A 26,298-nucleotide genomic window follows, 5' to 3' on the forward strand; every position below is an offset into this window, starting at 1 on the left:
GTACATCCACTACTACAACAACGAACGAATCAAGCTAAAACTAAACGGCCTGAGTCCGGTACAATACCGAACTCAGGCCATGTCAGCCGCCAGTTAAGAAAGTGTCCAATATATGGGGTTCACTTCATGATGGCGGTTTTTTTATGGCTGTTATTCTTCAACCTCTTCATCCTGGCGGATCTGCATCGCCCACCGTTGCGCGGATTCCGGCACTGTAAAAGTAGGTGAACGACGGAAATGTTCGCCGATCAGGACAAACGCAACATATTTCCCCCGCAACTGCCAGACGTCGCGAAAACCCTCCACTTTCAGGGCATGGTCAGGCGGCGCGGGTTCAACGCGGGGCACATAGCTAATAACCTGGCGGTTTTGTTGACGAAGAGGTTTCATAAGCGGCTGGTTCACTAAAACAAATTCTTGAAGCAGGAAAATTCTATGATAGCCGATCCTGCTACCTTCCGTCGCGCTCCGAGTGGGTGAGATGACTCCTTTCGTTAATGGCGGTATGTGAAAACTCTTAGTTAGCAAACCATCCTGCGACATTGTCCTATCCTTAAAAGGTCTTTTAGCAATGAATCAAGGAGAATCGTGCAATGTCGAACAAAGATAAAACACATCTATCACCGATTCATGGCACTGAAGAATCTCAACCGGGGATGGACTCTCTCGCCCCTGCTGACGGCTCTCACCGCCCCTCACCCGGCCCTTCTGCCCCAGGCGAACAACCTACCGCACCGGGAAGCATAAAATCACCGGACACGGGAAATGAGAAGCTGAAAGCTCTTGAGCCACACCGTAAAGGCGGTGAAGGTTTTGCGCTCACCACCAATCAGGGGGTGCGCATTGCTGACGATCAGAACTCCCTCCGCGCAGGCGCACGTGGGCCGACCCTTCTGGAAGATTTTATCCTGCGGGAAAAAATCACCCATTTTGACCACGAACGGATACCGGAACGCATCGTCCACGCCCGCGGTTCCGCGGCGCACGGCTACTTTCAGCCCTATAAGAGTCTGAAAGCGATCACCAAAGCGGATTTCCTCTCCGACCCGGATAAAATCACACCGGTGTTTGTACGTTTCTCCACCGTACAGGGTGGCGCGGGTTCGGCAGACACCGTCAGAGATATCCGCGGCTTTGCCACTAAATTTTATACCGAAGAGGGTATTTTCGATCTGGTGGGCAATAACACCCCGGTGTTCTTCATTCAGGATGCGCATAAATTTCCTGACTTTGTCCATGCGGTAAAACCGGAGCCCCACTGGGCCATACCGCAGGGACAAAGTGCGCACGACACCTTCTGGGACTATGTCTCCCTGCAGCCTGAAACATTACACAACGTGATGTGGGCGATGTCAGACAGGGGCATTCCGCGCAGTTATCGTACGATGGAGGGATTTGGCATCCATACCTTCCGTCTGATCAACGCCGAAGGTAAAGCCACGTTTGTCCGTTTCCACTGGAAGCCTGTAGCGGGTAAAGCCTCGCTGGTGTGGGACGAAGCGCAGAAGCTGACCGGACGCGATCCGGACTTCCATCGCCGCGAGCTGTGGGAGTCCATTGAAGCGGGTGATTTCCCGGAGTATGAACTTGGCCTGCAACTCATTCCGGAAGAGGACGAATGTAAGTTCGATTTCGATCTTCTTGACCCGACGAAGCTGATCCCGGAAGAGCTAGTGCCGGTTCAGCTGGTGGGGAAAATGGTGCTCAACCGCAACCCGGATAATTTCTTTACCGAAAACGAACAGGTCGCGTTCCACCCGGGGCACATCGTACCGGGGCTGGACTTCACCAACGATCCGCTCTTGCAGGGACGCCTGTTCTCGTATACCGATACGCAGATCAGCCGTCTTGGTGGGCCGAATTTCCACGAAATTCCGATAAACCGTCCAACCTGCCCGTACCACAACTTCCAGCGCGACGGGATGCATCGTCAGGATATTGATACTAACCCGGCTAACTATGAGCCAAACTCCATCAACGATAACTGGCCGCGCGAAACCCCTCCCGGGCCGTAACGCGGTGGATTCGAATCGTATCAGGAGCGTATCGATGGTAACAAAATTCGCGAACGCAGCCCCTCGTTCGGCGAGTATTACGCCCACCCTCGCCTGTTCTGGAACAGCCAGACGCCGATAGAGCAACAGCACATTATCGGCGGCTTCAGCTTTGAACTCAGTAAAGTGGTGCGAACTTACATCCGCGAGCGCGTGGTCGATCAGCTGGCGCATATTGATATTCAGCTTGCTCAGAGCGTGGCGGATAACCTGGGTATTACGCTCACCGATGAGCAACGCAACCTGGCGCCGCCAAAAGCGGTTAATGGGGTGAAAAAAGATCCGTCACTGAGTCTGTATGCAGTGCCGGGTGGCTCAATTAAAGGCCGCGTGGTCGCCATTCTGCTGAATGATAAAACCCGCGCCAGTGATGTGCTGGGAATTATGCAGGCGCTGAAAACCCAGGGCGTGCATGCGAAACTGCTTTATTCCCGCATGGGGGAAGTGACCGCCGATGATGGCTCCGTGCTGCCGGTAGCGGCGACCTTTGCCGGTGCGCCATCGCTAACCGTCGATGCGGTAATTGTGCCGTGCGGGGATATTAACAGCCTGCTGACCAACGGTGACGCCATCTATTACTTGCTGGAAGCCTATAAGCACCTTAAACCGATCGCGCTATCCGGCGATGCGCGACAGTTTAAAGCGCAGTTGAAGGTGGCGGATCAGGGTGAGGATGGCATTGTGGAGGGCGATAACGTCAATGACGCGTTTATGACGAAACTGTTTGATTTGCTCGCTGTTCACCGCGTCTGGTCGCGCAGCAGTAAGATTGCCCAGATACCGGCGTAAAAAAATGCCGGGTAAGGCGAAACCGCCCCCCGGCACTTCTTACAGATCCCTGAACGTTCCCAACCGATATCCGCGCTCGGCAACCGCGTACTTCAGCGATGCCGACGTCAGCACATCCAGTTCCGCCAGTCTTGGCCAGCAGTAGGCGCTCTTGCGTACCGTGTTATCAACAAAAGCAGGGTGCGCCATCACTTCCACCGACTTTTCACCTCGGGCGGCCGAATCATCCAGCACTTTCAGGAATAGTGCTTCACTGATCTCTTCGCCGTAAAACGCACTACTGAATCCGTCCGTTGTGGGCACAGAGAAGAATGACAAGCCGTGCAGCACCTGCACGTCACGATCCACGCGCATCGCTACCCCTTTGCGTCGCGCAAACTCCGCGACAATTGGGAAAATTGCCGGGATCATATGCACGTGATGGTGACTGTCTATGTGCGTCGGCTCCTTGCCAAACACATCAACAAAGCGGTTGAACTGACAGTCCAGCTCACGGGTAATTTCTTCGAGCGGCAGAGCATCCTGCTCCGCCAGTTCCCAAATCCACTTACCCAGCTGTCCGTCGCGAGTCAGACCTGGCATCTGCGAAAGCGGCATCCCAAGTGTCAACACAAAGTGCATGCCGACGCCCAGCGCCGGAACGTCGCGGCTCAACTGCGCCGCGTGTTCAACCGCTTCACCATTAACCAGTGCCGTTGTAGAGGTTACGATCCCCCGACGGCAGGCTTCAATAATGCCGTAGTTTTGACCTCTGGAGAGACCAAAATCATCAGCATTGACGATCAGCAGGTTTTCCATTGCGCATCCCCTTAACGGTGCTTGAACTTCAGCTTCTCTATTGTTGCAGCAAAGTTCGGCAACCATTTTTCATGCGCCAGAATCATCTCACTGGCCAGTTGCTCCGCATCGCGATCAGAATGTACCAGCGGGCTGAGGTTCAGTGCCAGCAGCACGTCATTAAGCTCACCGCTTAACGCCGCATGACTGGCAGCCACTTCAAATCCTTTGATGGTGTGAATCAGGCCCATGACTTTGTCATCAAAGTGAGTGATGCGCGGATGTGGTTTCGCCCCATCACGCCCCAGAATACAGGTCATCTCGATGGCCCAGTCAGCCGGAATGTTGTCGATATGGCCATGATGCGGCACATTAACGTAATGCTCCGCTTGCTTATCGTTGTAAATGGCATTGATAACTTCACACGCTGCATCGGAGTAATACGCCCCGCCGCGCTGCTCCAGCTCTTTCGGTTTGACGTTCAGGTTCGGATCTTTATACAAATCGAACAGCTGCTTCTCCACTTTCTGGACTATCTGAGCACGTGCGCCGCCCTTATAGTACTCGCCCATTTCGATAGCCAGCATCTCTTTCTGCTTAAAGTAGTAAAGCAGGTACGAGCATGGCAGCAGATTCAGCGAGCGGATCAGCCCTTCACTGAACGGCAGGTCAAAGATGTTTTTCACGGACGCCGCGGTCAGGCGACCGGAAGCCACGCCGTCGAGCAGTTCAGCAAAGCGTGATTTTCCGTTCACAATGACATCTTTGATAAACACCATGTGGTTCAGGCCGAACAGATCGATGGAGAGATCGTCGTTGTCGGTCAGTTCCAGAACGTCGCGGATAAACATCTTCATGCCAATCGGAATATTACAGACGCCGATAAAGCGTTTGAAACCCGTATGGCGATAGACCGCCTCGGTCACCATCCCGGCCGGGTTGGTAAAGTTAATCACCCATGCGTTCGGGCAAATCTCTTCGACATCTTTGATGATGTCGAAAATGACTGGGATGGTACGCAAACCTTTGAACAGGCCGCCCGCGCCGTTGGTCTCTTGTCCCAGATAACCGTGACTCAGTGGAATGCGTTCGTCCAGTTCACGCGCCTTTAACTGACCCACGCGCAGTTGGGTGGTCACGAAGTCAGCATCTTTCAGCGCCAGTCGGCGGTCCAGGGTTTTATGCACGGTTAAAGGCACGCCGGCGTTCTCAACCATGCGCTTGCACAGGTCGAAAATAATATTCAGTTTCTCCTGGCCTTCCTCAACGTCAACCAGCCATAACTCGCTAACCGGTAATTCATGATAACGTTTCAGGAAACCTTCAAGTAATTCCGGGGTATAACTGCTGCCGCCACCAATGGTTACGACTTTTAATTTCTTTTGCATAATATCTCCCTTAGCGTATCAGGTTAATCGCCTGCAAGGTATAGCGTACTCTTCCCGCTATTTGGGCAAGCAATCAAGGCAATATTCGTGGCGGGTAAATCCGCCGAAAGTTAATTAATTACCGTCAAGTTTTTCCGGTAACTGTTCGGGGTGAACGATGTCAATTTCTTAAAGGTTTTAATAAACAGACTGGGGCTACTGTATCCGGATTCGTAAGCAATATCGGTGACAGAATAGTTGGTAATTTCCAGCTGTTTTTTGGCAAAATTAATGCGGATTTCATTAATAATTTGCACAGGTGTTTTACGATAATAACGCTGTGTCGCGCGGGTCAGATATTCCTGCGATTTTCCCGACAGTGAAACCATATTCTCCAGCGCATTTTCACTGAACTGCCCTTTATCGTGCATCAGTTCCACGGTACCGCGCAGCCATTGCGGAACATCATCCGTCACCTGCTGCTCTTCGCGATGATGGCGCAGCCGGTTCATCACATAGAATGTCACCGTTTCAATAAACTCATCAAATTCATTGTCGCGGAAGTTAAGCGAGGCGATAACCGTTTCAATCCAGGTCATAAACTCGTTTTTGACGCGATAGACCTGTGATGCCACAAAGCAGAACGGTACCAGCGGCAGATAGTGCTTCTCAAAGAAGCGTCTGCTGACGCCCACATTCAGAATGCGTGTGGCGCCAAATTCGTAGAAGCTCTGGTGATAGGATCCCATCGGCAGGAAGACAAAATCTCCCCGTTCAAGCAGGACGCGCTTACCGTTGATTTCCTGGTAATAGCGGCCGGTCAGAACAATCGTGAACTCATAGTAGTCATGCTGGTGCAGACCGCTGGCGCTCTCCGTTTTGTTGTAAATGACCACGTGAAAATTCTTGCCATTAAACAGTTGCTGCTCAAGTGCGGTTTTAATTTCCATCGTGCTGACCTCCTGCTGCCTGACCTGACTTACTGCATTTTCTCGTGAAGCTCAATTAACTCCGCCACCAGCTCGCGTGCCAGCATCGACGTCATCAGGTGATCCTGCGCGTGTACCAGCACCAGGCTAACCTTCATCTTCCCTTCCCCCTGGTCACCTTCGATGAGCTTCGTCTGCACCAGGTGCGCTTCATTCAGCGCCGTACGGGACTGATCCATCATGGTTTTCGCGGCGGCGAAATCACCCTGTTTAGCCTGCTTGAGGGCGGCATAGGCCAGGCTGCGGGCTTGTCCGGAATTGATGATGAGCCCCATCACCACTTCTTCGAGATCGTTCTCTGCGCTTTCTTCTGCAACAATACTATCCAAATCTAACATGTTTAAGCTCCTTGTGGCTGGCGCGGGTTTCCCCGCGCCGGTCAATCTTAGAATTTCAGTGAGAGGGCAATATCCTCTTCGCTCTCTTCTTCATCAATGATGGTTGCTGCTTTGTTCGCAATCGCCACGAATGGCATGTAAAGCAGTGTTGCAATCCCGAGGTTGAATATCGCCAGCAGGAAGGCCGCCACGCTACCGTTGGTGTTGAAGAACGCGCCCAGACCCGCCGGCATTGTCCATGGTGCAATGTTGGTGATGGGTGGAATGATCCCCATGTAATAGGCTGTCAGGGTAATGGCTGCCAGCAGCGGCTGAATCAGAATGAACGGGATGAACATCACCGGGTTCATGATGATTGGCAGACCAAACAGGATCGGTTCGTTAATCTGGAAGATACCTGAAGGCAGCGCCAGTTTCGCCACCTGACGGTAGTCAGCACGACGAGAGACAATAAAGACCGCGATGATCAGACCCAAGGTCGCCCCGGTACCGCCCAGGAAGATATAGGAGTCAAGCATCGGCTTCGCCCACACATGGAAGGTTTTACCCGCTGCCAGCGCCGCGTCAACGGAGCCGTACTGCTGGTAAAGTGCAACGTTTTCCAGTGCCCATGGGGTCATAATCCCGCTGTCCAGCGCAGCCAGTGCCAGTGAACCATGCACGCCAAAGAACCACAGCAGAGAAGTGAAAATCACATACGCCCAACCGACCACTCCACCCATTGACGCCAGCGGCGTAGAGATAGAGTCCATGATGATCTGATGGAAGTTAGTGCCCCAGTGAGAAAGCGCCCAGGCGATAATCCCCATGATGGAAAGAATAATGAAGCCTGGAATCAACGCGGAAAATGAACGAGAAACCGAAGCCGGAACGCTATCTGGCAAACGGATAACCCAGTTTCGACGAATAATAAAGGTGAACATCTCCGCCACCACCAGTCCGATAACAATACCGGAGATGATATTGGCCCCACCCAGCCAGTTGGCGCCCACCGCATACGCCTCACCGACACTGTATGGAGTCACGGTCATAAATGCGGCAACGGATAATAAACCAGCGGCCAGTGGATCCACTTTCCGCTCTTCTGCCAGCGCCATCCCTATAAAGAAAGGCGCCATCAGCGACATAATACCTAACGTCCCGTTATAGACGTTGCCGCCGATGGCTTTAAAACCGTTAAGGGTTTCAATAGTCGAAGCGTCTAACCGAATTCCTAATGAATAAAAGAAGGAACCTTCACCAAAGCTCAGAAAAACGTTGTTAATTAAAACGAACATTGCCCCGGCCAGCGTCAACGGCATTAATTTAATAAAGCCGTTTTTGATGGCATTAACGTGAGGCTGCTTTCCTATTTTAACAGCAAAAGGAAGGAGTACCTTTTCAAGTGAAGCGATAACTTTACTCATAGGAAAATACCCTTAAATGCCGCAACACAAGTTACGGCGTATTGTTTGTGAAATAACTCTTTGACGGGAAAAATAAAAATTAATTAGCAGCTTTTTTAATGGCTGCCACAGCAGCTTTCAGTACACCTAAACCATCAATCTTGCCGTACAGCCCTGAATCGATCACTTCGACCGGTTTATTCGGTAACAGTCGTTGAATTTCGGGTAACATATAGGCGATTTGCGGCCCCAGTAAAACGACGTCGGCTTTCTGGCCTTTTTCGCCCGCCAGCGTCTCAGGAAACGCTTCAATCACCACAGGGACTTCATACTTTTCAGCTTGTGCACGCATCTTTGACACCAGAAGCGAGGTTGACATGCCCGCTGAGCAGAACAGGTAAATATGTTTCTTTTCCATCATAATTTCCCTCTTGTATGACTACCTGCCATCTTGCTATCACTCGACTCGCTGTCCCGGCAGACAGGTAGCTTGCGTATTGTTGTTTGTCGTTGGAGTGAGTATACGCAATGGTACAGACAGGAGATAATTCTGAACAGACTCAAATTGTCTCTCATTGACCTGGCTTGTTGACTCCCTTCACATTTCGGGCAAATAATTCGCGCAAAGAAATAAGATTTTTATATGCATAAAAAAACCGACCCGCAGGTCGGTTTGTTAACATCCTCAGGTAAGCAGGGTTGCTACGCCTTAGGAGCTTGCGGATCGGTGTCGTATTCAGCACAGGTCTGATAACCGGAGTTAATCACATGACCGGTATCATCCAGGGCGACAAAGTAGGTCTCTGCCTTACCATCACGTTGACCCAGGATATAGGTCTGGCATGTCCCCTTCGCATGGATCATTGTCACTTCAGAAGAAGGTTTACCGGCAATCGCAGCCACCTGCGAACGGGTCATACCTTTTTTGACATCTTTAACCACCGGCTGTGTGAACTGATCTTTGGTGCGATCATAAGCTGTACACCCTGCCAGCATAGTCAGTACTGCCGCTGCGCTAAGAATTCCCGCTACGTTCTTGTTCATATTCCGTCCTCTTGTTTATCAGCGTGTTATCTAAGCATGGAATAAAAAGTACGATTGTTCAACTTTGTGAATTACGCCAGAGGAATTTCGGAAAATTCTAATAAAACAATGATAACCTGCTAAATCGCCGCAAATTAGCGCACTCAAAACTGTGATCCTTGTCGTTTCTCGCCCAAAGGGTTAGTTTTAGCAGTAAATACTTTCGGTTTATGTTCTGCATACGGAGGGCATGATGGCTCTGCAACAAGAGATTATTCAGGCGCTGGGCGCGAAGCCTGCGATTGACGCACATGAAGAGATCCGCCGCAGCGTGGATTTTTTAAAAGCGTATTTAAAAACGAACCCTTTCCTGAAATCCCTGGTGCTGGGCATCAGCGGGGGCCAGGACTCTACCCTCACCGGTAAACTCTGCCAGATGGCAATTTCAGAGCTTCGCGAAGAGACGGGTGATGAGAAACTGCAGTTTATCGCCGTGCGTCTTCCGTATGGCGTACAGGCAGACGAGCAGGATTGCCAGGATGCCATCACATTCATTCAGCCGGACCGCGTGCTTACCGTGAATATTAAAGGCTCCGTGCTGGCAAGCGAGCAGGCGCTGCGCGAAGCCGGCATAGAATTGAGTGATTTTGTTCGTGGGAACGAGAAAGCCCGCGAGCGCATGAAAGCGCAGTACAGCATCGCCGGGATGACCAAAGGTGTAGTTGTTGGAACCGACCATGCGGCAGAAGCGATCACTGGTTTCTTCACCAAATATGGCGACGGCGGCACCGACATCAACCCCATCTTCCGTCTGAACAAGCGTCAGGGTAAGCAACTGCTTGCCGCGCTGGGCTGCCCTGAGCATCTGTATAAGAAAGCGCCAACGGCGGATCTGGAAGACGATCGCCCTTCCCTGCCGGATGAAGCCGCGCTTGGTGTCACCTATGACAACATTGATGATTATCTGGAAGGCAAAAAACTGGATGAAGGTACCGCGAAAATCATCGAAGGCTGGTATCTGAAAACAGAGCACAAGCGTCGCCCGCCAATTACCGTATTCGACGACTTCTGGAAAAAATAAAAGCAAAACGGTAACCCACATTATGTAGACCGGGTAAGGCGAAGCCGCCACCCGGCTCTTTTTTAACCACCACACACCTGCTACACTGTATACCTGAACAGTATATGGAGTGGTATGTGAGCAGGCGTCAATCCGCCCCGCGTCTTGAGTTTGAAGCGGCGGCTATCTACGAATATCCCGAGCACCTTCGCCCATGGCTGGAAGCATTGCCTAAACAGCCAGGTGTGTACATCTTTCACGGTGAGAGTGACACCCTGCCACTCTACATCGGTAAAAGCGTCAATATTCGCAGCCGGGTATTATCCCATCTCCGTACGCCGGACGAGGCCGCCATGCTGCGCCAGTCACGACGCATTACCTGGGTTCAGACTGCAGGAGAAATGGGCGCGCTGTTGCTTGAAGCCCGACTGATCAAAGAGCAACAACCGCTGTTCAATAAACGCTTGCGCCGCAATCGTCAGCTTTGCTCCCTGCAGATAACCGCAGGCAAACCGCAGATTGTCTACGCACGTGAAGTCGACTTTTCACATGCCCCAAATCTCTACGGCTTATTCGCAAATAAACGTGCGGCACTTCAGGCTCTGCAAACGCTGGCGGATGATTTACAGCTTTGTTACAGCCTGTTGGGTCTGGAGGCAACCACCCGTGGGCGCGCCTGTTTCCGAGCTGCTCTGAAGCGCTGCGCAGGTGCTTGCTGTGGGAAAGAAAGCGTTGAGGAACATCATGCCCGGCTTCTCAGCGGGCTGGCAGCCATCAGTGTCGCCTGCTGGCCGTGGGAAAGTGCCGTTGCACTAAAAGAAGTGGGTGAAGCGATGACCCAGTATCACATCATCAATAACTGGCTTTGGCTGGGCGCCGTTGACAATATAAACGACGCAGCAACCTTGTTACGCACACCCGCCGGATTCGATCAAGACGGATACAAGATACTCTGTAAGCCGGTATTAACCGGCAAATATGAGATCATTGTGCTGAGTGACCCGGCAGCCAGTTAATTTCACTGAACAATAAGGTGCCCTCAGCCTCCAGCAGACGGAGTGTATGGGTGCCCTCTTCCCAGAATGCACCCTGATCGGCCGTCAGCAATTTATCACCCAACTGCCACGCGCCACTTAACACGAACACCACGCCGCCCCGGGAACCAAAGGTGGTAAAAGTACGGTCAGCAACACGAACTTTTGCCTGACAGCAATCTCGCCGGGTCATGATGTTGAAATCCATTGCCATCTTTCCATCCGCAAGCAGTGCTTTTACCGGTAGATCGCCAGGAAAGCTGTAAGGCTTATGCTGTTTCAGGGTATGGCAGAACGCCTGACCTGCATCCAGCGTCACCTCCCCCCCTTCCAGTAACGTAATCACCCGATCAACACCGGGAAAAGAGGAGAATTCACCGTTGCTGGCGATAGTCGCAATACTTGCACGCCAGAAGAAATCCCGCGTCGCGGGAGGAAAACAACAAATTTCTCGCGTTTCGCCAGCACCATTGCGCCAGAGACTGACCGGCATCTTACGGATATCAAAGAACTCCATCACCACTCCTGAATGGCACAATCTGCACCAGGGCAAGGATATTGCTATCTTTGCTGTCTTGTTTGTTATCGTTAGGGATCCACAGACACAGTATCGGCAGCAGAGCGGGCAGGCATTAACGGAACGTTAATAAAAATTCTAACGTCATGACTCTGCGAGCATTCTCTGAAGCGACTACAGGAGCATACCGCGCCCACGGCGGCAGGCAAGAGGGAAGGAAAGAAAAACCGCCGGTCCTGTCCACAGCGGTAGCACTTTTGTGGACAGGATCCCGGCGGTCTTAAGATGTTGAACCGATTATTCGGTTGGTGCTGGCATTTTACCTTCCATCGCCGGACGTTCTGTCAGACGCTTCTCAAAATTCGCATTAAATTGTTTTTTCTGTTCCGGGGTCAGAATGTTGTAGATCTTGTTCTGGGTTTCCATGTGAGCCAGCATGCGGGCTTTGTGCTGCGCAGCCATTTTGTCGATCTGCGCTTCAGCTTTCGCCTTATCGAAGCTATCGCTGGCGATGATGTCATGCATCGCGCGACGCTCTTCAACCGGCGGGCGCTTCATTTCGTCGCGCTGACTTTTTCTGATATCGCGGATCTGCTGCTTCTGCGCATCCGTCAGGTTCAGATCTTTGAACATCATCATCTCATTGTGCATACCCGGCTTGCCCTGGTGATGCATCATCATTTTGCCTTCAGTTGGCGCGGCAGTGGTGGTGGTTGTATCTGCGGCGAACGCCATGCTGGTAGCGCCCAGAGCCAGGGTAGAAGCAACAAACAGTGCAGTAAGTTTACGCATAATTTATTTCCTTTCTTTCAGTTTTTCTTCGGCGCTATGCCGTGTTGACGAGATTAACTTTACGAGCTTTATCGTCAATTAGTCAGAGCAACGGTAAAACAATGAAAGTGTAAAAAACAAATTTTCGCCAAATATGGAGGAAATAAGGATAAAGCGTGGAGAGTTGCAACAAAAAATAATCAATGTGCTGATTTTAAAGCAATTTAGTGGAAGTATAACGAAGTGAAGATTAATAATAAAGCAATTCACCAGGAATATTCTGCAAACGAAGTGCTAACGCTTTAATCGTTAAGAAAAGGTTTTTTACTTCCCCCCTCAGAGGATGAGAGGGGAAACACTCAGGAGATTTTTTCCAGCATCAACCCGGCTCGCAAACCAAACGCTACTGACGGGTTAGGAAACAACACATATTCCGTTGCTTTCTGCACTTCATAACGATCCTCGCCATCTTCCGCCAACAGGACACCTTTACGGAATGGGGTGAAGTTAAGCGTGTGTGCGGCCATATGAAGCAGGAAGGCATCGCTGCGGCGTGTGATCTGCTGTACGACCCGATACCGCTCAACGGGCTGATGCACATGCTCGGGGGCTGTTCCTCCCAGCAGCGCCCTAAGGGCGAGATGCGTAGGCGCAAAGCGGGTTAGATCGTTCTCGCCGAACGGGAGTGCTTTTCCCAGTTCCAGCGTACAGGCCAGTGCAGCGAAATGTTCACAGGTAAAATGGGTAAACGTTCCGCCCGGTGACTGATGAAAGACTAACGCCTCCAGCCCGGCGTCCCCCAGCCAGCTCAGGAACGCTTCATCCCACGGCTGATTACGCTGCGGCAGAACACCAAAGCGAACATGGTAAGACGCGCGGATCGCCGTATGCAGATCAAGATGCCAGCGTACAGGCCCCGCAGCGGCAAAAAACGCGCTCACGACCTTCTCCAGCCACTCTGCCCGCGCCGTTTCGTCACTCTGTGGAAACTGCGACCAGCGGCCACCGAACATACGGTTAATATCACTCACCAGATACCGTTTGTTTTGTGCCAGCGCTGGTGGGTTGCCGAGCACCACCAGCACACGACACTTAAGGGTGATATCTCCGCGATACAACGCGCGCAACAGCAGATCGACAATCTCAACGGGTGCCGTTTCATTTCCATGAATCCCCGTTGAAAGCAGCAGTGACAGATCGCTTTTTGCAGTCGGCGTCAGCTCAAGCACTCCGCGCCCCAACCAGCGCCAGTGGAATGAGGGGCCCTCCCCCTCACTCTGCTCAGGCGTTTCATCAGCCAGGGTCAGCGCCAGTAGATTTTCCATACTCACTCCTTTAGCGCTGGAACGGATAAACCGATCCCAGTTGCAGGATTGATGTCAACGCGTCGAGCGCCTCACGACCTTCGCGCAGCAGCTGAGGGTCGACCAGGTCGGCCTGCGTTAACCGGTCACGATAGTAACGATCCACCCAGTCGTTCAGAGTGTTAAACAGCGTCTCGTTCATCATCACTGCCGGGTTAACGGCCTGCATTTCATTCTGCGTCAGTACCACGCGCAGGCGCAGACAGGCTGGCCCACCACCGTTGGCCATACTTTCACGCAGATCAAAAACGCGCAGTTCGTCAATTGGGTTATCAGCCTTAACCAGCTCTGACAGATAACGCCACACCCCTTTATGATCCCGGGACTCCTGCGGTAGCACCAGCATCATGCTGCCATCGTCACGGCTCAACAACTGGCTGTTGAAGAGATAGGTTTCCACTGCATCCTGCACGCTGACCGCCTGCGTAGGCACCTGGATCGGCATAAAACCCGGCACACGTTCATGCAACGTAGCGAGCAGCTTCTCCTGATGGGCAAACGCCTGCTCATGGCAGAACAGTACCTGGCGGTTGGAGACAGCAATCACGTCGTTGTGGAACACCCCCTGGTCGATCACCTGCGGATTTTGCTGAGCAAAAATCACCTGCGAAGGATTGACCTGATTCAGGCGGGCAACTGCCTGACTCGCCGCCAGCGTCTGACGGGCCGGATAGCGAACGGGTTCGGAATGACCGCCCTCTTCACGCCCGTAGATAAACAACTGCACACCGGGGTCGCCATAATCGCCCCCCAGGCGGTTATGGTTGGCAGCCCCCTCATCACCAAACATCGCCACCTGTGGCAGAGCCTGATGCACCGCAAAATGAGCGTCATGACTGAAAATAGCGCGCAGTACGCGCTCGGTGGTTTCCGCTTCAGTGGCGCGGTGGAATTTGTTATTCAGGTTCGCCACCGTCAAATGGACTTTGCCATCCAGTGTATCGGCAGACGGTGCGACGGTTGCCGCATTCGCCACCCACATTGATGAGGCAGAACTTGCCGCAGAGAGCAGATGCGGTGTCTGTGTACCCGCTTTTTCAACCACCTGCTCATCGCTGCCGGAGAAACCAAGTTGACGCAACACTGCCACGTTTGGACGCTCCTGCGGCGGAATAACCGCCTGCGGGAAACCTGCATCCGACAACGCTTTCATTTTCAACAGACCCTGCTTCGCCGCCAGTTTCGGGTTGGAAACCTGAAAACGATGCTTCGTCGAGGCTTCATTACCAAAAGAGAGGCCTGCATAGTGGTGCGTCAGCCCCACCAGGCCGTCAAAGTTGACTTCACGCGCTTTCATGACGTTCCCCTCCGGTAAAGTCCAGACCCGGATTGAGCGTTTCAGGCAGCGTCAGGGTCGGGGTCTCCAGGCTCGCCATCGGCCACGCGCAGTAATCAGCGGCATACCACGCGCTGGCGCGATGGTTGCCCGATGCACCCACGCCACCAAACGGTGCAGTGCTCGCTGCCCCGGTCAGCGGTTTATTCCAGTTCACAATCCCGGCGCGCGCTTCCAGCAGCAGCTGATCAAACTTCTCGCGATGAGGAGAAATCAGCCCGCTCGACAGGCCGTAGCGGGTGTTATTGGCCATTGCAATCGCCGCATCAAAATCGTCATAGCGCCAGACGCACAGCAGCGGGCCAAAGACCTCTTCATCCGGCACGTTGCTCGCGCCGCTCATCTCAATAATGCCCGGCGTCAGCAGCGAGGTACCTGGCTGAACCAGCTTCGGTTCCAGCAAGGTTTTTGCACCACGCGCGACATGATCCTGCCAGGCTTTCAGCACATTTAACGCCGCCTGCTCGGAAATCAGACCGCCCATAAACGGCTGCGGGTCAGCATCCCACGTTGCGGGTACCAGACGCGCGCTCACCTCAACCAGCCGTTTCAGGAAGGCATCCCCCTGCGCACCACGTTTTACCAGTAAGCGACGGGAACAGGTACAGCGTTGTCCGGCGGTAATAAAGGCGGACTGAATGGTCAGATGCACGGCAGCGTCAATATCGTCAGGGTCTTCAACGATCAGTGGATTGTTACCGCCCATCTCCAGCGCCAGAATTTTTTCCGGCTGCCCCGCCAGTTGGCGATGCAATTGATAGCCCGTTCCGGCGCTGCCGGTAAACAACAGACCATCAATATCGCTCAACGCACTCAACGCCTGACCCGTTTCACGCCCACCCTGCACCAGATTCAGCACACCTGGTGGCAATCCAGCTTGTTCCCACAGCTTCACCACCGCCTCGCCGGTTAATGGCGTGAGCTCACTTGGCTTGAAAATAACGGTATTGCCTGCCAGCAGCGCGGGCACAATGTGGCCATTCGGCAGATGCCCCGGGAAGTTGTACGGACCGAACACCGCCAGCACGCCGTGCGGACGGTGGCGCAGCGTGGCCGCGCCGTCCGGCATCTCGGTGTACTGCTCGCCGGTACGGGTGTGGTAAGCCTTCACCGAAATGGCAATTTTGTTGATCATCGCCGTTACTTCGGTTGTTGCTTCCCAGCGTGGTTTACTGGTTTCAGAGGCGATGATGCGCGTCAGTTCGGCTTTGTTCGCCTCCAGCAAACCGGCAAACTTTTCAACAATGGCCTGACGCACGGCGAAAGGCTGTTTTGCCCACGCCGGAAACGCGCGGCGAGCGGCATGGCAGGCTTGTTCAACCTGCGCGGTACTGGCGTCATTCCCCTTCCAGAGCACCTCTTTCCCTACCGGATTGGTCTTGACTCGCTGTTCGCCTTCACCCGTGACCCAGTCACCGTTAATCCATAATGTCATGCTGTTTTCTCCTCAGGGCAGAGACGCACCAGGCGAACCGTATCGCCGGCGTTACATTTCAGGGCATCCAGTTCTGCAGCTGTCAGCACCAGACGTTCACATTTCGGGTTGGTACGTACCAGCATGGCACGGAAGTTGGTGTAATTCTCATTCGACACCAGACATGCCGGCCAGTCACCCGGTGCGGGCTGACCTTCAGAGACCTCAACCAGTCGACTTTTACGAATCGCACGCACGCGGTCGATATCACACTCAAGCGTAGGCCCACCGTCAAAGATGTCGACATAGTTACGGTAGCGGAAGCCCTCTTTCTCCAGCACTGCGCGGGCTGGCGCGGTTTGCGGATGCACTTCGCCAATCACCGCCTGCGCTTCCGGAGTTAAGAAATGGGTATAGATGGGGTGCTTCGGCATCAACTCGGCGATAAATGCTTTCTGCCCGGTACCGCACAGATAGTCTGCCCGGCTGAACTCCATCGAGAAGAAACGTTCGCCCAGGCTTTCCCAGAACGGTGAGTAGCCTTTGTCGTCGATTACGCCGCGCATCTCGGCGACCACCTTTTCGTTAAAGCGGTCGCGGAAGGCGGCCATAAACATAAAACGTGATTTGGAGAGCAGGTAACCGTTGCCCTCTTTACGCCACGCCGGGTCGAGGAACAGCGTGCAGAGCTCGCTGGCCCCCGTGTGGTCATTACAGAGAAACAGCGTCGGCAGCGCGTTATAGACATTCAGCTCTTTCGAGGCATGAACCATCGTACCGACGCGGTAGTTGTACCACGGGTCGTTTAACCCAACAGCCACCTCGATGGCGCAAATCCCGGCCACAGCACCGGTGTCGGTATCTTCAAGAACGAACACATAACCCTGTTCGCTTTTTGGCAACGTCCCCTGCCAGGTTTGCAGGGCGCGCTCAATGCGCGCCGACAGTGTTTTTTCATCAGCGGGAAGTGAGGTCAACCCACCTCCCGTCTTACCGGCAAGTTTCATGAGCCCGGCGAGATCGCCGCGCTCAACGGGACGGATGACCATCATGATGACACCCCGGATTTCACATGTTCACAGGCCAGCGCAAAGCGATCTAAACCGGTTTGCACCTCTTCCTGGCTGACAATCAGCGCAGGAGCAAAACGCACCACATTGGCACCGGCGATCAGCACCATCACACCCATTTTTGCTGCTTCCTGCGAAATAAGTTTCGCTTTTCCGGCAAACTCAGCGGTGAGCTCGCAGCCAATTAACAGCCCCAGACCACGAATTTCTTTGAACAGACCGGTCTTACTGTTGATGGCATTCAGGCGCTCAACAAACCAGTCGTGGCGCTGTTTAACCCCTTTCAACACCTCAGGAGTGTTAATGATGTCGAGAACCTGTCCGGCCACGGCGGTGGCCAGCGGGTTACCGCCGTAAGTGGTGCCATGGGTCCCCACGGTCATCACGCTGGCGAATTTATCGGTGGTCAGCATTGCCCCAATCGGGAAGCCGCCGCCCAGCGCTTTGGCAGTCGAAAGGACATCCGGCGTTACACCGTAGTGCATGTAAGCATACAGTTCACCAGTACGGCCCACACCCGTTTGCACTTCATCAAAAATCAGTACCGCATTATGACGATCGCACAGTTCGCGCAGCCCCTGCAGGAACGCTTTTTGCGCCGGAAGCACGCCGCCTTCGCCCTGCATCGGCTCGACGATCACCGCGCAGGTGGTGTCGTTAATCAACTCGCTTGCAGACTGCAGATCGTTATAGATACCGTGACGAATATCGGGCGGCAGCGGTGCAAAATCCTGCGAGTAAGAAGGCTGCCCCCCCGCACTGACGGTAAAGAGCGTACGACCGTGGAAGGCGTTCTTAAATGCCACAATACCGCTCTTGTGCGTGCCAAACTTGTCGTGTGCATATTTGCGCGCCAGCTTCAGCGCCGCTTCGTTCGCTTCCGCCCCCGAGTTACAGAAAAAGACCTTTTCGGCAAATGTTGCATCGATCAGTTTTTTCGCCAGACGCAGAGCGGGCTCGTTAGTAAACCCGTTACCGGTATGCCAGAACTTCGCCGCCTGGTCGTTCAGTGCCTGACGCAGTGCCGGATGAGCATGGCCCAGCGCGTTCACCGCAATCCCACCTGCAAAGTCGATATACTCTTTACCCTGCTGGTCCCACAGGCGTGAGCCTTCCCCACGAACCGGAATAAAAGCCGCCGGAGCGTATACTGGCATCATCCATTCATCGAAATTTTCACGCGTAATTGACAGAGACATAGCGACCTCATCCGGTAAATAAAAAGTTATTTGAATGTTAAATAATTGAGTGTTTGCACTGTGAATGTAGATTGCAGCCTTCGTGCCAGCCAGCGATAAAAATGCATAAACGGGTTGAGCCAACAGAATATCAATAAGTTACAATATGGAGTTATTCACTGTTATTGCATAAAAAGTGAATATTTTTACGGCAAGCGGCGCTTTGCCGCATGAAAATAAGAAAGAGTATGCAGAGGCCAAATATAATTCTGGAATTGTGATCGCTCGCGAAATTTATCTGTCATTTACGCCCTGTTTGAGGGCGAGACGCGTCAGAATGGTGCAAATATTGCACCACTGGCATTATCTGTCGCAGTTATTGGTCAATCCCCGTAACAGTTGACGCAAATTCTGCTACCATCCATGCACTATTCACCTTGCACTGGCAGCGACTATGAAATTTGTCTCTTTTAATATCAACGGCCTGCGTGCCCGCCCTCATCAGCTTGAAGCTATCGTTGAGCAACATCAGCCAGATGTGATCGGCCTGCAGGAGACAAAAGTTCACGACGACATGTTCCCCCTCGAAGAGGTGGCGAAACTCGGCTACAACGTCTTTTATCACGGACAGAAAGGCCACTATGGCGTAGCGCTGCTCACTAAAGCGCCACCGGTATCCGTTCGCCGCGGCTTCCCTGGCGATGGTGAAGAAGCACAGCGTCGCATTATCATGGCGGAAGTGCCTTCTGCACTCGGGAATATTACGGTCATTAACGGTTACTTCCCGCAGGGTGAGAGCCGTGACCACGAGACAAAATTCCCGGCCAAAGCAAAGTTCTACCAGGATCTGCAGGACTACCTGACCACCGAACTGAAAAAAGAGAATCCGGTGCTGATTATGGGCGATATGAATATTAGCCCGACGGATCTCGATATCGGCATTGGAGAAGACAGCCGCAAGCGCTGGTTGCGTACCGGCAAATGTTCTTTCCTGCCGGAAGAGCGTGAGTGGATGGCGCGTCTGCTTGACTGGGGGCTGGTGGATACGTTCCGCAGTGCCAACCCGGAAACACAGGACCGCTTCTCCTGGTTTGACTACCGCTCAAAAGGCTTTGATGACAACCGTGGCCTGCGTATCGATCTGCTGCTGGCCAGCTCGCCACTGGCAGAGCGCTGCATTGAAACCGGTATCGACTACGATATCCGCAGCATGGAAAAACCATCCGATCACGCGCCGGTCTGGGCAAAATTCAAGCTGTAATCACGTGTGAACATTCGAAAAAGACTCTTCCTGTGCGCCCTTCTGGGCGCATTTATTCTGACATTTATCGCGCTTCCTCCGGGCACACTCTCCCTGGATGGAATTAAAACTCACCAGCAGGCGTTACTCTCTCATGTTGAACACGCGCCGCTACAAAGTGCGCTGATCTTTTTTGCGCTCTATGTGGTGGTTTCCGCCCTGTCGATACCCGGTGCGGCGATACTGACCCTGCTGGGTGGTGCGCTGTTTCCTCTGTGGGAAGGCACCATACTGGTCTCGTTTGCCTCCACGCTCGGTGCCACACTGGCGATGCTCGCCAGCCGTTATCTGCTGCGCGATTGGGTCCAGCGGCGGTTTGCTCAGCAGATGAAAACGGTGAACGCCGGCATGGCTCATGACGGAGCAGGCTATCTTTTTGCTCTGCGTCTGATGCCACTGTTCCCGTTTTTTCTGGTGAATTTGCTGATGGGTCTTACCCGCATTGGGCTACGTCGTTACTGGTGGGTCAGCCAGATCGCCATGCTGCCCGCCACGGTTGTCTTTTTGAACGCCGGGCGCGAACTGGGAAAAGTGTCAACGCTGCACGATATTTTGTCGCCGGGTATGGTATTCGCCTTTACACTACTGGGGTTATTGCCGCTGGTCACTCGCCGGCTATTTACCCGTTATACCCCTTCGTCTAAAAAGTGAGGCATTATGCGCCGTGTGCGTTTTTGCACGTTTCTGACCAGCCTGCTGCTGGCAACCCCTTTGTATGCCGCAGACAGTTGGCAATCCATCCAACAACAAGCCAAAGGCCAGACGGTCTGGTTTAACGCCTGGGGCGGCGATCCGGCGGTAAACCGCTACCTTGAGTGGGTAAGCGGTGAGATGAAAACGCACTACGCCATTACCCTCAAAATTGTCCCACTGGCAGATGCCGCCGATGCGGTAAAACGTATTCAGACGGAAGCCAGCGCTGGACGTAAGACCAACGGCTCAGTCGACCTGCTGTGGGTTAATGGCGAAAATTTCCGCACGTTAAAAGAGGCTAACCTGCTGCAAACCGGATGGGCGCAGTTACTACCAAACTGGCGCTATGTCGATACCCGCAAACCCGTAACGGAAGATTTTGCTGTTCCCACTGACGGGGCGGAATCGCCGTGGGGCGGCGCGCAACTGACCTTTATCGCACGCACAAAGAGCATGCCGACGTCGCCGGAGGATCCGCAGGCGTTGCTGGCTTATGCCCGGCAGCATCCGGGTAAAGTCAGCTATCCACGCCCGCCCGATTTTACCGGGACGGCGTTTCTTGAGCAGTTGCTCCTGACACTTACCACACAGCCGGATGCGCTGCAAAAGGCACCCGATAACACCTTTGCCCAGGTAACAGCCCCGCTCTGGGATTACCTCGACAAACTCCACCCACTACTGTGGCGCGAAGGCAAAGACTTTCCCCCTTCGCCTGCACGTATGGATGCCCTGCTTGCCAGCGGCAGTCTGAACCTGTCGCTGACCTTTAACCCGGCACATGCGCAACAAAAAGTCGCCAGTGGTGAACTGCCTGCCGACAGCTACAGCTTTGGTTTCCACAACGGGATGATCGGTAACGTCCATTTTGTCGCCATTCCGGCTAATGCCAGCGCGAGCGCAGGTGCGAAAGTGGTCGCCAATTTCCTGCTTTCACCACAGGCGCAAATTCGCAAGGCTGACCCGGCTACCTGGGGAGACCCGAGCGTACTGGATGTCAAATTACTCCCTGAAGGAGAAGCGAAACAGTTGCAAGCCCACACGCCTGAAGGGCTGCCGCAGGTGCTGGCGGAGCCGCAATCGGCCTGGGTTAACGCGCTGGAGCAGGAATGGCTGCGTCGTTACGGCACCCGTTGAATTGGCTTGTCTGGCTGGCAATGGCGGCTATCTATCTGCCGCTCCTGCCCGCTGGCGCCATGCTGCTCGCCCCGGCATTTTCGATGACTCACTGGCAGTCGCTGTTTAACGACCCGCAACTGCCTCAGGCGCTCGTCGCCACACTGGTCTCAACGCTCATCGCGACGCTGGGTTCCTTGTTAATCGCACTTGCCCTGCTGGCGCTTCTCTGGCCCGGCAAACGCTGGCGGCGCCTCAACACGCGCCTGCCGTGGCTGTTAGCCATTCCCCACGTGGCGTTCGCCACCAGCGCTTTACTGCTGTTTGCGGAAGGTGGTCTTTTTTACCAGGCCTGTACCGTCTGTACGCCTGCTCTGGACCAATACGGTGCAGGGCTGGGCCTGACGCTCGCCGTCAAAGAGAGTGCGTTTGTACTGTGGGCTATTTACGCCGTACTGCCGGAAAAACGTCTTGCGCAGCAAAAAGTTGTACTGCAAACCTTCGGTTATGGACGTTTTCAGATACTCAACTGGCTGCTCCTTCCGACGATCGCCCCAGTCCTCGGGGCGGTGATGCTGGCCGTTCTTGCCTGGTCAATTTCGGTCGTGGATGTGGCAATCGTTCTCGGGCCGGGCAACCCTCCCACGCTGGCCGTGCTGGCCTGGCAGTGGCTCAGCCAGGGCGACGCACAGCAACAAGCAAAAGGGATGTTGCTATGCCTGCTCATCCTCCTGCTGCTGGCTGCACTTGCCGCGCTGGGTTACGGTGTCTGGAAGGTATGGCGTCGCACGCTTGCGGAACTGCCGGGGACGCGTCGCACGTCTCCTCTCCCACTGCCTGAGCGGTCGATAAGCAGGTTGTTACCCGCGTGCGGCGTACTTTGCGTAGCAGTACTGCTGATGCTGGCACAGCGGGACGAGATGGGCTCCGTGGGTACCAGCCTTTCCTTCGGCCTGCTTTCCAGCCTGATGGCCCTGGTCATCATTTTTCTCTGGCTCGAATGGGGACCCCAGCGAGGTACGCTGTGGGTGTGGTTACCCCTCGCCCTTCCGGCGCTACCGCTCGTCACCGGGCAATATTTTATTGCGTTGCGACTGGGTATCGACGGGCAGTATATCGCCGTGCTCTGGAGCCATCTGCTGTGGGTGTTACCGTGGATGCTACTGGTGCTGCAACCCGCCTGGCGCAGGATCGATCCCCGGCTTATCCTTACCGCCAGAACACTTGGCTGGCGACGGGCAAAAATCTTCTGCCTGCTGAAATGTCCCCTGCTGGTGCGCCCGGCGCTGCTGGCTTTTGCCACCGGTTTTTCCGTCAGCATGGCGCAATATATGCCAACGCTCTGGCTGGGCGCGGGCCGTTTCACCACGCTCACCACGGAGACCGTCGCACTCAGCAGCGGGGGCAGTATCCCGGTGCTGGCTAACCGGGCGCTGGGGTTATTGCTGGTTACGGGCATGGTGTTCGGCCTTGCCGCACTGTTATCACGGCTCGCGGGCCGCTATCGTCAGGGATTACGTTAATGCTGAAGGTAAAAGATCTCACCATCGTACCGCTTTTCCGCGAGGTCAATTTCTGTGTGCCTCGCGGAGAGATTGTCACCCTGATGGGACCGTCAGGTAGTGGGAAATCGACTCTTTTTGCCTGGATGGTGGGTGCGCTGTCCGACGATTTCCAGGCACAGGGCGAGTTATGGTTAGACGAGCGTCGCTGCGACAGACTTCCCGTAGAATCCCGCGGGCTGGGTATTCTCTTTCAGGATGCCCTGCTGTTTGACCACTTCACTGTTGGTCAAAATTTGTTGCTGGCACTGCCTGAGCGGATCGTCGGGCATGCACGGCGGGAAGCAGTCGAGCAGGCTCTCAGTTCCGCCGGGCTTAAAAACCACTACACCAGCGATCCGGCGACGCTCTCCGGCGGGGAGCGCGCCAGGGTCAGTCTGCTGCGGGCCCTGCTCGCTGAGCCACAGGCGCTACTGCTGGATGAACCGTTCGGCCGCCTCGACAAAACGCTACGCACGACGTTTCGGACATGGGTGTTTGACGTTGTCCGGGCACGCGGCATACCAGTTATTCTGGTCACGCATGATGAGGAAGATATTCCTCCTGGTGGCGAAGTGATTGCGATTTCTCGCTGGCAATGATGTGCTAACGCAATGTTTTACATTCCGGGAGAGACGACAATGCCCCCCTCTTTTACTGACGTCAGGTTATACGATGAAACGTGTTTCTCAACTGACCGCGCTGGCTCTGTGTTGCAGCCTCGCTTCCCTTTCCTCTCTGGCGGCTGAAATGCCTGACACAATAACGCTGTCTCAGCTTCAGGAACAGCACGGTGCGGTGATCGACACCCGTGCCAGTGCTTTTTATAACGGCTGGCCACAATCGCTAAGCGGCACCTCCGGCCATGAACCTGCCGCGCTCAATCTTTCAGCCTCCTGGCTTGACGCGATGAGCGACGAGCAGATTGCCATCTGGGCAAAACAGCATCACCTTACGCCCGCAACCTCCCTCGCACTCTACGGCGGTGATAACACAAACCAGGCCGTGAAAGCCCGTCTGGAGAAAGCCGGATACACTCATGTTTCGCTTCTCAGCGATGCCCTGCAAACGCCTGCTCGTCTACAGCGTCTGCCTCACTTCGAACAACTCGTTTACCCGCAGTGGATCCACCAGCTCCAGCAGGGTAAACCCGTCACTGCCGCTCCGGCGGGAGACTGGAAAGTGATTGAAGCTGCCTGGGGCGCACCGAAGTTTTATCTGCTGAATCACATTCCCGGTGCGGGCTACATCGACACCAACGAAGTAGAAAGCGAGCCGCTGTGGAATAAAGTCTCTGACGACAAGCTGAAAGCGATGCTGGCAAAACACGGTATCCGTCATGACACCACGGTCATTTTGTATGGCCGTGACGTGTATGCTGCCGCGCGCGTGGCGCAGATTATGCTGTATGCGGGTGTGAAGGATGTGCGTATTCTCGATGGCGGCTGGAAAGCGTGGTCAGATGCGGGTCTGCCCGTCGAACGTGGTATGCCTACAGAGGTGAAACCTGCCGCTGATTTTGGTGCGCCGATCCCCGGTCAGCCGCAGCTGATGGTAGATATGGAGCAGGCGCGCGGGATGTTGCATCGCCAGGATGCCTCGCTGGTCAGCATTCGCTCGTGGCCGGAGTTTATTGGCGAAACCAGCGGCTATAGCTACATCAAACCGAAAGGTGAAATTGCCGGTGCCCGCTGGGGTCATAGCGGAAGCGACGCCACTCATATGGAGGATTTCCATAACCCGGATGGCACCATGCGTAGCGCCGATGACATCGCCAGCATGTGGAAAAGCTGGAATATCCTGCCGGAACAGCATGTCGCATTTTACTGCGGTACCGGCTGGCGAGCCTCTGAGACCTTTATGTACGCCCGGGCGATGGGCTGGAAGAACGTCGCCGTCTATGACGGCGGCTGGTACGAATGGAGCAGCCACCCGCAAAACCCGGTCTCAACCGGCGAGCGCGGGCCCGAGAGTTCCCTCTAAGAATTGAGTGACTTCAACGTCACATAACCGCTCCAGATGCGCGTTGTGGTGGTCAGCCAGCACAACGCGCCAAATACCCACGCGAAAAGCGTAAAGTGCGCCGGAAACAGGCAGCACAGTACAAACAGCGCAATGGTCTCCGTCCCTTCTGTTAAACCACCGATGTAATAAAACGACTTGTGCGCATAGCCGGGGTTGTCGATATCGTGCTTCGCCGCCAGTGCGGCAAAGGCCAGAAAGCTACTGCCAGTGCCGATAAAGGCGAACAGCAGCCAGGCGGCGGCCAGCGCATTCTCTTCGGGAGCTGCCAGTGCGAAGCCAAACGGTACCAACGCGTAGAACAGAAAATCGAGTCCAATATCAAGAAACCCGCCCGCATCGGTCAGCCCTCTGCGGCGTGCCAGCGCGCCGTCCAGACCATCCAGCAGGCGGTTAAATACGATGGCGACAAGCGCAGCAAGATACCAACCGAGGGCCAGAAACGGTAGCGCCAGCACGCCCACGGCAAACCCGGCCACGGTTAATCCGTCGGGCGTAATACCGGGTTTATCCAGCCAGGACGCCAGCTGGTTAAGGGCGGGCTTTACCCGTGGATGGATATGTCGATCAAGCATGCGGTTTTCCTTTTAACGTGTCGCACAGTCCCTGCGCCGGGATATCGAGAGCGGCGTTGAAGCGGGCGGAGAGATTTTGAAACGCAATCAGTGCCGTCATTTCGGTAATCGTCTCATCGTTGAAAAGACGTTTGAGGTCGCGTTTGAGCGCCTCATCCACCTGCGGCGGCGTGGCGGTAACGGCCTCCGCGTAGGCCAGCGCCGCGCGCTCCTGCTCATTAAAAAGCGCGGAGTCACGCCAGTGGCTGACGGCCTGAACTTTATCCAGCGCCCCCACGCGTTCGGCAAGGCGCAGACTGTTGGCATCAATACAAAAAGCACAATGGCATATCTGCGACACCCGCGTCATCAGCAGCGAGCGTAGCACAGGCGTCAGGCGTGCATGACGCCGTTCGAGGAAACCGACAAACAGCGCCACTAGCCAGAAAAGACGCGGCATACGCCCCCACCAGCGCGTGGGGTTAAGCACGGCACCGAAGTGTTTTTTCTGCATGGCGGCAATCGGTTTTAAACTCGCCGGAAGGGTTGAGATGGGCGCTACCCAGGTGGAGGTTTCTTTCACCTGATTCTCCTGATGACTGGACTCTG

25 protein-coding genes and 2 pseudogenes are annotated in these 26,298 nt (G+C 54.3%); 10 read left to right on the top strand and 17 right to left on the bottom strand.

Annotated features, from left to right (window positions below; genetic code table 11):
• Window positions 1-97 (top strand): IS3 family transposase (locus HED65_RS07610; RefSeq protein ID WP_147279780.1); only part of this gene is annotated, 97 nt, incomplete at its 5' end.
• 53 nt (window positions 98-150) lie between these two features.
• Here HED65_RS07610 and cedA read toward each other — a convergent pair.
• Window positions 151-405 carry a cell division activator CedA gene (cedA, locus tag HED65_RS07615; RefSeq protein ID WP_071845469.1) on the bottom strand — a complete coding sequence of 85 codons (255 nt, stop codon included), beginning with the start codon at window positions 403-405 and terminating at the stop codon, window positions 151-153.
• Window positions 406-593: 188 nt separating this feature from the next.
• Between cedA and katE the strand changes: the two are divergent.
• Window positions 594-2,843 (top strand): annotated as a pseudogene (gene katE / locus HED65_RS07620) (catalase HPII).
• A gap of 39 nt (window positions 2,844-2,882) precedes the next feature.
• Here katE and chbG read toward each other — a convergent pair.
• The 7 genes and pseudogenes from chbG to osmE all read right to left on the bottom strand — a co-directional run bounded on the left by chbG (window position 2,883) and on the right by osmE (window position 8,743).
• On the bottom strand, window positions 2,883-3,641 hold the full coding sequence (gene chbG / locus HED65_RS07625) for a chitin disaccharide deacetylase (protein ID WP_114978100.1): 759 nt from the start codon (window positions 3,639-3,641) through the stop codon (window positions 2,883-2,885).
• 11 nt (window positions 3,642-3,652) lie between these two features.
• A complete protein-coding gene (locus HED65_RS07630) occupies window positions 3,653-5,008 on the bottom strand; it encodes a 6-phospho-beta-glucosidase (protein WP_114978101.1) in 1,356 nt (451 codons plus the stop codon).
• A gap of 110 nt (window positions 5,009-5,118) precedes the next feature.
• Window positions 5,119-5,955: pseudogene (gene chbR / locus HED65_RS07635) on the bottom strand (transcriptional regulator ChbR); the annotation flags it as partial.
• Window positions 5,956-5,966: 11 nt separating this feature from the next.
• Window positions 5,967-6,314 (bottom strand): PTS N,N'-diacetylchitobiose transporter subunit IIA, encoded by a 348-nt coding sequence (chbA, locus tag HED65_RS07640; protein WP_028017211.1) that lies wholly within the window; start codon window positions 6,312-6,314, stop codon window positions 5,967-5,969.
• 47 nt (window positions 6,315-6,361) lie between these two features.
• Window positions 6,362-7,720: a PTS N,N'-diacetylchitobiose transporter subunit IIC gene (gene chbC / locus HED65_RS07645; RefSeq protein ID WP_028017210.1), complete on the bottom strand. Its 1,359-nt coding sequence runs from the start codon at window positions 7,718-7,720 to the stop codon at window positions 6,362-6,364.
• Between the two features lie 79 nt (window positions 7,721-7,799).
• Window positions 7,800-8,117, bottom strand: coding sequence for a PTS N,N'-diacetylchitobiose transporter subunit IIB (chbB, locus tag HED65_RS07650; protein ID WP_014883474.1), 318 nt, complete (start codon window positions 8,115-8,117; stop codon window positions 7,800-7,802).
• A 284-nt stretch (window positions 8,118-8,401) separates the two neighbouring features.
• Window positions 8,402-8,743 carry an osmotically-inducible lipoprotein OsmE gene (osmE, locus tag HED65_RS07655; protein WP_008500677.1) on the bottom strand — a complete coding sequence of 114 codons (342 nt, stop codon included), beginning with the start codon at window positions 8,741-8,743 and terminating at the stop codon, window positions 8,402-8,404.
• Between the two features lie 232 nt (window positions 8,744-8,975).
• Between osmE and nadE the strand changes: the two genes are divergently transcribed.
• Complete coding sequence (gene nadE, locus HED65_RS07660; RefSeq protein WP_114978102.1) at window positions 8,976-9,803, top strand: NAD(+) synthase; 828 nt, start codon at window positions 8,976-8,978, stop codon at window positions 9,801-9,803.
• A 104-nt stretch (window positions 9,804-9,907) separates the two neighbouring features.
• Window positions 9,908-10,798: an excinuclease Cho gene (cho, locus tag HED65_RS07665; protein ID WP_189338744.1), complete on the top strand. Its 891-nt coding sequence runs from the start codon at window positions 9,908-9,910 to the stop codon at window positions 10,796-10,798.
• On the opposite strand, the gene ves is transcribed toward cho, so the two are convergent.
• The 7 genes from ves to astC all read right to left on the bottom strand — a co-directional run bounded on the left by ves (window position 10,767) and on the right by astC (window position 18,487).
• Window positions 10,767-11,333, bottom strand: a complete 567-nt coding sequence (gene ves, locus HED65_RS07670; RefSeq protein WP_114978104.1) for an environmental stress-induced protein Ves — start codon at window positions 11,331-11,333, stop codon at window positions 10,767-10,769. The two genes, cho and ves, sit on opposite strands and share 32 nt — an antisense overlap.
• 297 nt (window positions 11,334-11,630) lie before the next feature.
• Complete coding sequence (gene spy / locus HED65_RS07675; RefSeq protein WP_114978105.1) at window positions 11,631-12,125, bottom strand: ATP-independent periplasmic protein-refolding chaperone Spy; 495 nt, start codon at window positions 12,123-12,125, stop codon at window positions 11,631-11,633.
• A gap of 338 nt (window positions 12,126-12,463) precedes the next feature.
• Complete coding sequence (astE, locus tag HED65_RS07680) at window positions 12,464-13,429, bottom strand: succinylglutamate desuccinylase (protein WP_114978106.1); 966 nt, start codon at window positions 13,427-13,429, stop codon at window positions 12,464-12,466.
• 10 nt (window positions 13,430-13,439) lie between these two features.
• Window positions 13,440-14,765, bottom strand: a complete 1,326-nt coding sequence (gene astB / locus HED65_RS07685; protein ID WP_114978107.1) for an N-succinylarginine dihydrolase — start codon at window positions 14,763-14,765, stop codon at window positions 13,440-13,442.
• Window positions 14,752-16,239 (bottom strand): succinylglutamate-semialdehyde dehydrogenase, encoded by a 1,488-nt coding sequence (gene astD, locus HED65_RS07690; protein WP_114978108.1) that lies wholly within the window; start codon window positions 16,237-16,239, stop codon window positions 14,752-14,754. Before astD ends, astB begins: the two co-directional genes overlap by 14 nt.
• Window positions 16,236-17,270, bottom strand: coding sequence for an arginine N-succinyltransferase (astA, locus tag HED65_RS07695; protein ID WP_114978109.1), 1,035 nt, complete (start codon window positions 17,268-17,270; stop codon window positions 16,236-16,238). Before astA ends, astD begins: the two co-directional genes overlap by 4 nt.
• Window positions 17,267-18,487: a succinylornithine/acetylornithine transaminase gene (astC, locus tag HED65_RS07700; RefSeq protein ID WP_114978110.1), complete on the bottom strand. Its 1,221-nt coding sequence runs from the start codon at window positions 18,485-18,487 to the stop codon at window positions 17,267-17,269. Before astC ends, astA begins: the two co-directional genes overlap by 4 nt.
• A gap of 433 nt (window positions 18,488-18,920) precedes the next feature.
• Here astC and xthA point away from each other — a divergent pair, with 433 nt between their 5' ends.
• From xthA to HED65_RS07730, 6 genes are all read left to right on the top strand, one after another.
• Window positions 18,921-19,727 (top strand): exodeoxyribonuclease III, encoded by an 807-nt coding sequence (xthA, locus tag HED65_RS07705; RefSeq protein ID WP_114978111.1) that lies wholly within the window; start codon window positions 18,921-18,923, stop codon window positions 19,725-19,727.
• A gap of 6 nt (window positions 19,728-19,733) precedes the next feature.
• A complete protein-coding gene (locus HED65_RS07710; RefSeq protein WP_114978112.1) occupies window positions 19,734-20,417 on the top strand; it encodes a TVP38/TMEM64 family protein in 684 nt (227 codons plus the stop codon).
• 6 nt (window positions 20,418-20,423) lie between these two features.
• Window positions 20,424-21,593, top strand: a complete 1,170-nt coding sequence (locus tag HED65_RS07715) for an ABC transporter substrate-binding protein (RefSeq protein ID WP_114978113.1) — start codon at window positions 20,424-20,426, stop codon at window positions 21,591-21,593.
• Window positions 21,566-23,095 carry an ABC transporter permease family protein gene (locus tag HED65_RS07720; RefSeq protein ID WP_114978114.1) on the top strand — a complete coding sequence of 510 codons (1,530 nt, stop codon included), beginning with the start codon at window positions 21,566-21,568 and terminating at the stop codon, window positions 23,093-23,095. The genes HED65_RS07715 and HED65_RS07720 overlap by 28 nt, the downstream gene beginning before the upstream one ends.
• Window positions 23,095-23,715 carry an ATP-binding cassette domain-containing protein gene (locus HED65_RS07725; protein WP_114978115.1) on the top strand — a complete coding sequence of 207 codons (621 nt, stop codon included), beginning with the start codon at window positions 23,095-23,097 and terminating at the stop codon, window positions 23,713-23,715. The genes HED65_RS07720 and HED65_RS07725 overlap by 1 nt, the downstream gene beginning before the upstream one ends.
• 73 nt (window positions 23,716-23,788) lie before the next feature.
• A complete protein-coding gene (locus HED65_RS07730) occupies window positions 23,789-25,096 on the top strand; it encodes a sulfurtransferase (RefSeq protein ID WP_114978116.1) in 1,308 nt (435 codons plus the stop codon).
• On the opposite strand, the gene HED65_RS07735 is transcribed toward HED65_RS07730, so the two are convergent.
• A complete protein-coding gene (locus tag HED65_RS07735; RefSeq protein WP_114978117.1) occupies window positions 25,093-25,710 on the bottom strand; it encodes a CDP-alcohol phosphatidyltransferase family protein in 618 nt (205 codons plus the stop codon). The two genes, HED65_RS07730 and HED65_RS07735, sit on opposite strands and share 4 nt — an antisense overlap.
• Entirely contained in the window at window positions 25,703-26,272 is a 570-nt protein-coding gene (locus HED65_RS07740) for a carboxymuconolactone decarboxylase family protein (protein WP_114978118.1), read from the bottom strand. The genes HED65_RS07735 and HED65_RS07740 overlap by 8 nt, the downstream gene beginning before the upstream one ends.
• Window positions 26,273-26,298 lie beyond the last annotated feature (26 nt).

Origin of the sequence: Pantoea sp. LS15 (assembly GCF_012241585.1) — a bacterium.
Taxonomy (GTDB): Bacteria; Pseudomonadota; Gammaproteobacteria; order Enterobacterales; family Enterobacteriaceae; genus Enterobacter.

Coding starts and splice junctions, on each gene's coding strand:
- chbG (WP_114978100.1), bottom strand. CDS start 3,641: ATGGAAAACCTGCTGATCGTCAATGCTGATGATTTTGGTCTCTCCAGA.
- HED65_RS07630 (WP_114978101.1), bottom strand. CDS start 5,008: ATGCAAAAGAAATTAAAAGTCGTAACCATTGGTGGCGGCAGCAGTTAT.
- chbA (WP_028017211.1), bottom strand. CDS start 6,314: ATGTTAGATTTGGATAGTATTGTTGCAGAAGAAAGCGCAGAGAACGAT.
- chbC (WP_028017210.1), bottom strand. CDS start 7,720: ATGAGTAAAGTTATCGCTTCACTTGAAAAGGTACTCCTTCCTTTTGCT.
- chbB (WP_014883474.1), bottom strand. CDS start 8,117: ATGGAAAAGAAACATATTTACCTGTTCTGCTCAGCGGGCATGTCAACC.
- osmE (WP_008500677.1), bottom strand. CDS start 8,743: ATGAACAAGAACGTAGCGGGAATTCTTAGCGCAGCGGCAGTACTGACT.
- nadE (WP_114978102.1), top strand. CDS start 8,976: ATGGCTCTGCAACAAGAGATTATTCAGGCGCTGGGCGCGAAGCCTGCG.
- cho (WP_189338744.1), top strand. CDS start 9,908: ATGGAGTGGTATGTGAGCAGGCGTCAATCCGCCCCGCGTCTTGAGTTT.
- ves (WP_114978104.1), bottom strand. CDS start 11,333: ATGGAGTTCTTTGATATCCGTAAGATGCCGGTCAGTCTCTGGCGCAAT.
- spy (WP_114978105.1), bottom strand. CDS start 12,125: ATGCGTAAACTTACTGCACTGTTTGTTGCTTCTACCCTGGCTCTGGGC.
- astE (WP_114978106.1), bottom strand. CDS start 13,429: ATGGAAAATCTACTGGCGCTGACCCTGGCTGATGAAACGCCTGAGCAG.
- astB (WP_114978107.1), bottom strand. CDS start 14,765: ATGAAAGCGCGTGAAGTCAACTTTGACGGCCTGGTGGGGCTGACGCAC.
- astD (WP_114978108.1), bottom strand. CDS start 16,239: ATGACATTATGGATTAACGGTGACTGGGTCACGGGTGAAGGCGAACAG.
- astA (WP_114978109.1), bottom strand. CDS start 17,270: ATGATGGTCATCCGTCCCGTTGAGCGCGGCGATCTCGCCGGGCTCATG.
- astC (WP_114978110.1), bottom strand. CDS start 18,487: ATGTCTCTGTCAATTACGCGTGAAAATTTCGATGAATGGATGATGCCA.
- xthA (WP_114978111.1), top strand. CDS start 18,921: ATGAAATTTGTCTCTTTTAATATCAACGGCCTGCGTGCCCGCCCTCAT.
- HED65_RS07715 (WP_114978113.1), top strand. CDS start 20,424: ATGCGCCGTGTGCGTTTTTGCACGTTTCTGACCAGCCTGCTGCTGGCA.
- HED65_RS07720 (WP_114978114.1), top strand. CDS start 21,566: ATGGCTGCGTCGTTACGGCACCCGTTGAATTGGCTTGTCTGGCTGGCA.
- HED65_RS07725 (WP_114978115.1), top strand. CDS start 23,095: ATGCTGAAGGTAAAAGATCTCACCATCGTACCGCTTTTCCGCGAGGTC.
- HED65_RS07730 (WP_114978116.1), top strand. CDS start 23,789: ATGAAACGTGTTTCTCAACTGACCGCGCTGGCTCTGTGTTGCAGCCTC.
- HED65_RS07735 (WP_114978117.1), bottom strand. CDS start 25,710: ATGCTTGATCGACATATCCATCCACGGGTAAAGCCCGCCCTTAACCAG.